At 71.7% G+C, this 7909-nt stretch carries 8 protein-coding genes and 1 pseudogene; 4 read left to right on the forward strand and 5 right to left on the reverse strand.

Translation table 11 applies throughout. The features are described from left to right. Window positions 1–178: 178 nt before the first annotated feature. On the forward strand, window positions 179–415 hold the full coding sequence (locus ACRX5W_RS14120) for an Lrp/AsnC ligand binding domain-containing protein (protein ID WP_436788445.1): 237 nt from the start codon (window positions 179–181) through the stop codon (window positions 413–415). Between the two features lie 356 nt (window positions 416–771). Next, window positions 772–1386: a DUF3515 family protein gene (locus ACRX5W_RS14125; RefSeq protein ID WP_436788446.1), complete on the forward strand. Its 615-nt coding sequence runs from the start codon at window positions 772–774 to the stop codon at window positions 1384–1386. 52 nt (window positions 1387–1438) lie between these two features. On the opposite strand, the gene ACRX5W_RS14130 is transcribed toward ACRX5W_RS14125, so the two are convergent. The 3 genes and pseudogenes from ACRX5W_RS14130 to ACRX5W_RS14140 form a co-directional block, all read right to left on the reverse strand. Then, window positions 1439–2629 (reverse strand): D-alanine--D-alanine ligase family protein, encoded by a 1191-nt coding sequence (locus tag ACRX5W_RS14130; protein WP_436788447.1) that lies wholly within the window; start codon window positions 2627–2629, stop codon window positions 1439–1441. A gap of 91 nt (window positions 2630–2720) precedes the next feature. Then, window positions 2721–3734 carry an NAD(P)H-dependent glycerol-3-phosphate dehydrogenase gene (locus ACRX5W_RS14135; RefSeq protein ID WP_436788448.1) on the reverse strand — a complete coding sequence of 338 codons (1014 nt, stop codon included), beginning with the start codon at window positions 3732–3734 and terminating at the stop codon, window positions 2721–2723. Between the two features lie 665 nt (window positions 3735–4399). Then, a pseudogene (locus tag ACRX5W_RS14140) lies at window positions 4400–5074 on the reverse strand (lysophospholipid acyltransferase family protein); the annotation flags it as partial. 260 nt (window positions 5075–5334) lie between these two features. On the opposite strand from ACRX5W_RS14140, the gene cofC reads away from it, so the two are divergent. Further along, window positions 5335–5982 (forward strand): 2-phospho-L-lactate guanylyltransferase, encoded by a 648-nt coding sequence (gene cofC / locus ACRX5W_RS14145; RefSeq protein WP_436788449.1) that lies wholly within the window; start codon window positions 5335–5337, stop codon window positions 5980–5982. A gap of 405 nt (window positions 5983–6387) precedes the next feature. Further along, window positions 6388–6606, forward strand: a complete 219-nt coding sequence (locus ACRX5W_RS14150; protein WP_436788450.1) for a cold-shock protein — start codon at window positions 6388–6390, stop codon at window positions 6604–6606. A gap of 255 nt (window positions 6607–6861) precedes the next feature. Here the strand turns inward: ACRX5W_RS14150 and ACRX5W_RS14155 are convergent, their stop codons facing one another. Both ACRX5W_RS14155 and ACRX5W_RS14160 read right to left on the reverse strand, forming a co-directional pair. After that, the gene (locus tag ACRX5W_RS14155) at window positions 6862–7419 is read right to left on the reverse strand and encodes an HU family DNA-binding protein (protein ID WP_436788451.1); all 558 of its coding nucleotides are present in this window, start codon (window positions 7417–7419) and stop codon (window positions 6862–6864) included. Window positions 7420–7497: 78 nt separating this feature from the next. After that, entirely contained in the window at window positions 7498–7815 is a 318-nt protein-coding gene (locus ACRX5W_RS14160; protein ID WP_436788452.1) for a hypothetical protein, read from the reverse strand. Window positions 7816–7909: the final 94 nt, after the last annotated feature.

Genomic DNA, 7909 nt, shown 5'->3' on the forward strand with positions numbered 1-7909 from the left:
CGTCGAATTCCGTGGTGATTCCGTGGTGTCGGCCATGTGGTCGCCCGCGTCCGTGCGGTCGACAATGGTTGCATCCGATCGTGCTGTGCCGCGCGTCGCGGTCGCCCGTACTCCTCACGGAGCCCGGGCGGCCAGGGCCCGCGCCCATTCCACAATCCTGGCGTGCCGGGAGGCCTTGGTGGTACAGGCATACATCCTGATCCAGACCGAAGTCGGCCGGGCCGCGGCGGTGGCCCGGGAGATCGCGGCCCTGCCCGGCGTCACGACGGCCGAAGACGTCACCGGCCCGTACGACGTGATCGTGCGCGCCGAAGCCGCCGATGTCGACGAACTCGGACACCTGGTCGCGTCCCGCGTGCAGCGCGTTGAGGGCATCACCCGCACCCTCACCTGCCCGGTGGTGCATATCGTCTAGTGCCTGCCCGGTGGATCTCTCCCCGCCCGCGTCGTGGGACGCCGTGGGCGGCGGAGAGCCCCAAGCCCGGCGGGCGAGTATGCCGAGTACTAGCTCACCGGGCCTGGCGGCCCTCCTTCGCCCGCGCCTTGTGATCGCACGCACCGACAGCCACGCGGGCTGGTCCGCAGAGATCCGCCGGACAAGCTCCTGGACCGGTTATCCCGGGGTCCGCCGGGGGCCGGCCCGCGCACCGACGTGCAGTGCGGACCTCACCGGCGCGAGCATCGGCACGCTGCCTGCCGGTCCGCCGCGGGGCCGTCGCCCGCGGAACACCCGGTGCGAGGCGGGCTCCACTGCCTCCTTAGGATCGGCGGGTGACCGACTCGAACGGCCCGCAGGCCCGATCCGCTCCGGCGTCCGAGGCGTCGCCGGTGGTTTCCGCAGGTCCTTCCGGTTCGTCGGGGGACGCGCGCGGGCGGCGGGCGCTGCGTTTCGCGCTCCCGGCGGCCGTGGTGGCCGGCGGGCTGATGCTCACGCTGGTGTCCGTGCTCGACGGCGACGACCCGGTGAAGGTGAAGCTGCCCAAGCCGCCCTTCGACACCATCAAGTCGATGTGCAAGGACCTGCACGGGCAGCTCCCCGGGGAAGTCCTCAGCCACGACGCCCGCAAGACCGTGCCGGATTCGGACCTCACGGCGGCGTGGGGCGACCCCGCGATCGTGTTGCGCTGCGGCGTGCCCACGCCGGTCTCACTGCGCCCGGAGGACCCCAACTACGCGCCGGAGCAGAACGCGATCGGCGTCGACGGTGTTCGGTGGACGTTCGAATTCCTCGGCGAGGGCAAGGGCGTACGCCTGACGACGCTGCACCGGGAGATCAACGTCGAGGTGACCGTGCCCGCGGCGTACGCCGAACCCGGCGGCGTGGTCACGGCGTTCGCGGAACCGCTCAAGCGCACGGTCCCGGCGACGGTCGACGACGGGGGCTGAGCGCGACGTGGCGCCACCGCCCGGACCGGTTGCGGGCGGCGGCGCAACTGCCTTATCGCAGCAGGGAGTTGGGGCGACTGAGAGCCGCCGTGACGAGTCGGTCGACCAATTCCGGGTAGCTGACGCCTGCGGCCTTCCACATCTGCGGGTACATCGACACCGGCGTGAACCCCGGCATCGTGTTCACCTCGTTGATGACCAGGCCGCCGTCGTCCAGCAGGAAGAAGTCGACGCGGGCGAGCCCTTCGCAGCTCATCGCGTCGAACGCGGCCACCGCGAGCCGGCGCACCTCGGCGGCCTGCTCGTCGGTCAGGTCGGCGGGCACGTCGGTCTCGGTCACGTCGTCGAGGTACTTCGCCTCGAAGTCGTAGAACTCGTGGTCGCCTCGCACCCGGATCTCCGCAGGCACACTGGCGTATGCGCCGTCCGGGCCCTCCAGCACACCGCATTCGATCTCGCGACCGCGCAGCATGCCCTCCACGATCACCTTCGGGTCGTGTTTGCGCGCTGTCTCGATCGCGTCGTCGAGGGCATCGGCGTCGTGGACCTTGGTGATGCCCATGCTCGAACCGGCGCGCGCGGGCTTGACGAACACCGGGAAGCCGAGCGCCTTCACGGCCGAACGCACGGCCGCGGGGTCGCGTTCCCAATCGCGCGGGCGGACGGTGACGTAGGGACCGACCGGCAGGCCGAATCCCTCGAACACCCGCTTCATGTACTCCTTGTCCATGCTGACCGAACTGGCCAGCACGCCGGAGCCGACGTAGGGGACGCCGGCGAGTTCGAGCAGGCCCTGGAGGGTGCCGTCCTCGCCGTACGGCCCGTGCAGCAGCGGGAAGACCACGTCCACGCCGCCCAACAGGGAGGTCACCGCCCCGGTTTCGATCACCGCGAGGTCGCGCTGCGTGGGGTCGGCGGCCAACACGACCGAGCCGCCTTGCTCGGCGACGTCGGTGACGTCCGGCAGTTTGCCCGCGGTGTCGATCGTGAGCCGCTCGACGGCGTCGGCGACCAGCACCCAGCGCCCGTCCTGGGTGATGCCGAGCGGCAGCACGTCGTACTTCTCGCGGTCGATGGCCGCGAGCACGCTGCCTGCGGTGACGCAGGAGATCGCGTGCTCGGAGCTGCGTCCGCCGAAGACCACGGCGACGCGCGGGCGCGTAGGGCCGTCGGCGCGCACCGACCCGGAGAGCGGGCCGGTGGCGGGGGCGGTGGTGCCGGAAGTCTGCGTCACGTCGTTCATCGTGTCCAGAACCCTACTGCCACATTTGTACGAGCGCTGGAAGGCGCCGGTGGCGCGTCTCGGAGTCGTCCGAAGGCGCCACCGGCACACGTCAGTTGTCGGGGTCGTAGCGCTCCGGCTTGGCGGTGCGCGACATGAGTTCCTTCAGCAGCGGCGCCGGCGACCGGCCGTCCTTGACCATCGCCACGACGGTGTCCACGATCGGCATCTCCACGCCGTGGCGGCGGGCGAGTTCCTGCACCGCGACGCACGACTTGACGCCCTCGGTGGTCTGCCGGGTCGCGGCGGCGGCCTCCTCGACGGTCATGCCGCGCCCCAGGTTCACGCCGAACGTGTGATTGCGCGAGAGCGTCGAGGTGCACGTGGCCACCAGGTCGCCCAGACCGGCGAGCCCCGCGAAGGTGTGCGGGTCGGCACCCATCGCGGCTCCGAGGCGCATGGTTTCGGCCAGACCCCGCGTGATGAGCGAGGCCTTCGCGTTGTCGCCGAGCTCCATGCCGTCCGCGGTGCCCGCGGCCAGGCCGATGACGTTCTTCACCGTGCCCCCGAGCTCGCAGCCGACGACGTCGACGTTCGTGTACGGGCGGAAGTACGGCGTCATGCAGACCGCTTGGAGACGCCGCGCCACCTCCTCGTCGGCGCACGCCACCACGCTCGCGGCCGGCCGGCGGCGGGCGATCTCGGCGGCCAGGTTGGGACCGCTGACCACCGCGACGCGGTCCTCCCCGACGCCCGCGACCTCGCGGATGACTTCGCTCATCCGCTTCACGGTGCCGAGTTCGATGCCCTTCATCAGGCTGACCAGCACCGCGTCGGCGGGCAGCAGCGGCGCCCACACCGCGAGGTTGTCGCGAAGCGTCTGCGACGGCACCGCGAGGACGACGAAGTCCGCACCGGCGGCGGCCTCGGCCGGGTCCGTGGTCGCGGAAATCGACTCGGGCAGGCGCAGTCCCGGGAAGTAGTCGGGGTTCTCATGCGCGTTGTTGATCGCGTCGACAAGCTGCGGGCGGCGGCCCCACAGGGTCACCTTGGCACCGGCGTCGGCCAGGATCATCGCGAACGCGGTGCCCCACGACCCGTTCCCGAATACGGCACAGCGCGTCATGCGGCGCCGCCCTCGGCGGCGAGGCCGTCGGCGCGCGGTGAGGGTACGACGGGTTCCCCGGTGGCCGGCGAGGCGGCGTCGGAGGCGGACGCCGAAGCCGGCGCGTCGCCGGAGGCTGTGCGCGACGTCGCGGCGGTCGGCCGGACAGGGGCCTGTGCGGAGCTGCCGCCGGCGGGCGCGGCCGATGCCCCGGCGGGCGCCTGGGCCGGCTCTGTCGCGGGCTCGTGGCCCGGGTTCCGGGCGGGCCGGCCGGCGCCGGTCGAGGCGGCGTCCTCGGCTTCCTTCGCGGCCGAATCCCCGACGGGCTCCCCGGCGCGCCGAGCGGCGCCCGCGGCGGCCTCTGCGGCCTCGTCCCGGGCTTCCCCGGCCTCCCCTGCCGATTCCCCGGCAGGCTCGGGCGTGCCCGCAGCCGCGGGGGCCGCGTCATCGGCCTCCCCGGCCCGCGCCTTCGCCTGCGCCCGGACGGGCTCTCCGACGGGCGTACCGGTGGGTTCCGCGTGGGTTTCCCGCGTGCTCTCGCCGGTGGTCGCCGCCGACGCGTCGGGCGAGGCTCCGTCGTCGGTGTCCGACGCGGTCCCGGCCACGGCGGTCTCCTCCGCCTCGGCGTGCGCGTTCGCCGCGGCGGCCGGGCCGGCGGCCTTGGCCTTGCGGCCCGGTCCCCGGGGCGGAACCGGCTCGTCACGCAGTTTGCCCAGCAGCTCGGTGACGGCGTCCATGATCCGGTCGGTCGCACCGCGCAGCACTTCCGCGGTGAGGTCCCGGCCGCGGAAATCGTCGAGGTCGACGGGCGGGCCGGCGATGACCTTCATCGTCTTGCGGGGGAACAACCGCAGGCGCTTGCCGTACGGGGCCAGGATCTCCTGCGCGCCCCACTGCGCGACCGGGATGACCGGCGCGCCCGTGGTCAGCGCGATGCGTGCGGCACCGGTCTTGCCCGACATCGGCCACAGGGCCTTGTCGCGCGTGATCGTGCCCTCGGGGTACACGGCGACGCAGTCGCCCCGGTTGACGGCGTCCACGGCCGCCCGGAAGGCCAGCGCGGCGTCCGCGGAGTCGCGGAAGACCGGGATCTGGCCGGCGCCCTTGATGATGCGGCCGACCACCGGGATCTTGAACAGCGACGACTTGGCCAGGAAGTGCGCCTCGCGGCCCGACTCGTACTGGAAATGTGCGTACGTCAGGGGATCGACGTAACTGATGTGGTTCACCGCGGTCACGAAACCGCCTTGCGCGGGGATGTGCTCCATGCCGCGCCAGTCGCGCTTCGTGAACAGCAACAGCAGGGGTTTCACCACCACGACCACGACGCGGTACCAGAAGCCGATCCTTCTCCGGGCCATCGGTTGCGAGCCTCCTGAGTCGTGTTGGGCCGTGTCACTGCTCACACATTCGGCGACCAGGCTGACCGGATGCCGATTATGTACAAGGGAACACCACGGTGTGATCTCCCCCGGGCGTAACCCCGGGCCCCGCCGACCCCCGTAGTTTCCCGTGAGAATCGTCGCGATGTCGAGAAAGGCGCTCGTCCACCGGATCGGAAGTCGCCTATGAAACGTCATTCGCGGACGAAAATCGACTGTGAAACAGCCAGGGAGGACCAATGCGCGAGCCGCGGGTGACGCACTGGCGACTCGTGGTGCCGGTCAAACCCCTGCCGCTGGCGAAGAGCCGGCTGGCCCCGGCAACCGGCGAGCACCGCGGCGAACTGGCCCTCGCATTTGCGGTCGACACCGTGCGGGCGGCGCTCGCGTCCGAGCACGTGGCCGGTGTGCTGGTGGTGACCGACGACGCGGCGGTGGCGGAGTCGGTACGCGCCGTGGGGGCCGACTTCGTCCCCGACGCGCGCGGCGGCCTCAACAACGCCCTCGCGCACGGCGCCGCTCAGGCCGCACGGCGCTGGCCCTCGTCGCCGATCGCGGCGCTGTCGGCGGACCTCCCGGCGTTGCGCTCCGCGGAGTTGGACCGGGTCCTGGACGAAGCGAGCGCCCACCGGCGGTCGTTCCTCGCCGACGCGGCGGGAATCGGCACGACGCTGCTGGCCGCCGGACCGGGCGTGCCGCTGGCGCCGGCCTTCGGAGGCGCGTCCCGCGCGCGGCACCGGGCGTCCGGCGCACACGAACTCACGTCGGGGAACGTGGACTCCGTGCGCCGGGACGTCGACACCGCCGAGGACCTCGCGCATGCGGTGCACCTGGGCGTGGGCGACCGCACCTGGGCATTGCTTCCGCTGCTGACGGCCGGCTGCTGACCGCCGGTTCGGGTCCAGGGGGACGGAGGCAGCCGGCCGACGGTCGGCGTACGAGGACGGGCTTGTGCAACTCTCAGCGAACGCAGGGCACTTGCGGGTGTGCACGCGTTCCGGCGGTCGACCCGTCGCACCGCCGCGGAGTCTTCGCGTGTCGTGCAGCGTGCCGGCCTCGGCCGGGAACCGCGCAGCCACCTGTGGCCATGCGCCGCATGCAGGAGGCGAGTTCGTGCGCAGCGTCACAGTCGGCATGTGACTTCTGCGACTCGATGAGCTTGGCGGGACTGCTGATGCCATTGTGCCGGGTGGTGACCTGCCGTACCGGGCAAGGAACTTCGGGCACCGGACACCGGGGACGCCGCGGCGTCGCACGCGGCCGCTGTCGGGGCGGGCGCGTAGGGTCGGAGCATGCAAGGAACCGTGCACACCTTCGACGCCGAGACAGGTTCGGGCACCGTCCTGCTCGACGACGGCGCCGCACTGCCGTTCCCCGCTTCGGCGTTCGCCGACTCGGGGCTGCGCTTCCTCCGACCGGGGCAACGCGTGCGGATCGATGTCGAAGGCGAAGGGCCCGCGCGTGCCGTGGTGTTCCTCACGATCGCGACGATGCGGCGCCCGGGCGAGTGAACGCCCGTACGAGTCAAGGCGCGACGCACGCTGGTAGGGCGAACGCGCCTGTGGGGTGAGGCCGTTCGGGCGCCGACGGAGGCACGAACACAAGCACGACAAGCGACGGGCCGGACTCCTTGAGAGTCCGGCCCGTCGCGCGGTGCCGATGTTTCCGTATACGGGTCCGGCCGTGCTCGGGGCCGTTGCCGGGCCCCGGTTCGGATCCTCGTCCCAGCCGCCGGGACGGGGTCCGCATCGGGGGTCGTGCCGGGGCTACTTCGCGGTGCGCTTGGTTGCGGTCTTCTTGGCGGTCTTCTTCGCCGTCGTCTTCTTGGCCGCAGCCTTGGTCGCGGCGGTCTTCTTGGCGGCCGACTTCGCGGCGGCGGCGGTCTTGCGGGTGCCGGCCGGACCTGCGGCGGTGGTGCGGCGGGTCGCCGGTGCTGCGGTCTTGCGGCCCCCGCGAGCCGTCGTCTTCTTGGCGGCGGTCTTCTTCGCGGCCCCCGGACGCGGGGTCGGGCTCGCCTTCGCTGCCGCGCTGCCGGTCTTCGGCATCTTCTTGGCGCCGGAGGTCAGGTCCTTGAAGCCCTGGCCCGGACGGAAGCGCGGAATCGCGGTCTTCTTGACGCGGACCCGCTCACCGGTCTGCGGGTTGCGCGCGTAACGCGCCGCCCTCTCGACCTTCTCGAACGAACCGAATCCCGTGATGGACACGCGGTCTCCGCCCGCGACCGCGCGGATGATGGCGTCGAGGACGGCGTCCACCGCGTCTGCGGCAGCCGCGCGGCCACCCAGTCGGTCCTGGACCGCCTCGACAAGCTGAGCCTTGTTCACGTCTTCCCCTTCGAAAACCGATGCCGTATCAGATAGTCCGGCATTGGGCACGCTAAGCGCCCAATTCTGTTGAAGCAATTACCGAACGGACGAATCACCCTTGTGTCGCAACGGATTACAGACCTCGGCGGTGTCCGCGGCTCGCGCGGCCTGCTCGTCGAGCTCCTCCATGAGCTTGGCCAGACGCCGTGCGGCGTCCGCCAGATCGTGTTTTGCGGCATCGGTGACGACCAGGAGGCGGCGAACCAGCGCTACTTTCGCGCCGTCCGGTATGTCGAGCTTACGCACCCTCGCATGCGCATCCTTCAACCGGGTGGCGAGTTCGGCGTAGAGCCGGACTTCGTCCGGTTCGTCGGGAGGCGTTGCTTGGTTCACAGGGCGATTGTGACAGCTCATCCGGCAATGGGCCTGTTGAGGCGGATCGGTGGAACCGGCTTGCCCCGACCGGGAAAAGCCGGAAGCGGGGGGGGGGGGGGGGGGGGGGGGGGGG

The sequence above is a fragment of the Yinghuangia sp. YIM S10712 genome (assembly GCF_051388935.1).
Taxonomy (GTDB): Bacteria; Actinomycetota; Actinomycetes; order Streptomycetales; family Streptomycetaceae; genus Yinghuangia.